This is a genomic window from Streptomyces sp. WAC 04229 (genome assembly GCF_003947455.1).
GTDB lineage: Bacteria > Actinomycetota > Actinomycetes > Streptomycetales > Streptomycetaceae > Streptomyces.
Window position 1 is genome coordinate 1 of record NZ_QHJH01000411.1, and the last position, 1,010, is coordinate 1,010.

The 1,010-nt window shown below is 77.6% G+C and carries 1 protein-coding gene; it reads right to left on the minus strand.

What is annotated here, in order from left to right; translation table 11 throughout:
• Positions 1–37: 37 nt before the first annotated feature.
• On the minus strand, positions 38–1,010 hold a 973-nt coding region (ssd, locus tag DMH12_RS38590), incomplete at its 5' end, for a septum site-determining protein Ssd (RefSeq protein WP_125495869.1).

Sequence of the window (1,010 nt, forward strand, 5' to 3'; positions counted from 1 at the left end):
CCGCCCGACTCCCCCGCGAAAACCGGCCCCACCGCGCTCACACCGCACCCCCCGTCTCCACCAGCGCCCGGTCCCAGAACTCCCGGCAGAACCGCGCCAGGGGCCCGCGCGCGGACGTGCCCGGTGGGCGTCGGCTCTCCGTCGCGCGCAGCAGTCCCGACTCGACCGGCACCTCGCCGGCCAGGGGCAGTCCGAGCAGCCGGGCCACCTCGCGGTCGTCGAGTCCGGAGGCGTACGGCCCGCGTACCGCGACGCGGAGGTCGCGCAGGACCATGCCGACAGCGGTGGCCACCCGGCCCGCCGCCGCGACGGCCCGCAGCTCGGCGGGGACGACGAGGAGCCCGACGTCGAGCTGGGCGAGCACCTCCGTGACTCCGTCGTCGATCCGGCGCGGCAGGTCGACGACGACCGTGCCTCCCCTGCGCCGGGCCGCGGCGAGCACCGCGCGGACGGCCTGCGCCGGTACCGCGACGCAGTCGCCCCGGTCCCAGCTGAGCACCCGCAGCGCATGCAGCTCCGGCAGCGACTCCTCCAGGGCGCCGCCCCCGACGCGTCCGCGCGAGGCGGCGAAGGCGGGCCACCTCAGCCCGTCGGCGGTCTCACCGCCGAGGAGTACGTCCAGACCGCCGCCCAGCGGATCGGCGTCCACCAGCAGGCTGCGCATCCCCTCCCGCGCCGAGGTGACGGCGAGCGCGCAGGCCAGCGTCGACGCTCCCGCGCCGCCCCGGCCGCCGATGACGCCGACGGTGAGGGCCGGTCTGCCGACGCCCTCGGTGACGTCGGCGATGCGGTCGACCAGCCACTGCTCGCCGTCGGGCAGCATCAGCACGTGGTCGGCGCCGATCCCTACGGCCCGCTGCCAGACCCCGGAGTCGTCCTGGTCACGGCCGACGAGGACCACGCCCCGCCTCCGTACTGCTCCGCGCACGCGCCGTGCGGCGTCGTCACCGACGATCACGAGCGGCGCGGCCTCCCAGCCCCCGAGCCGTCCGGACGGACCGCCCCCGGTC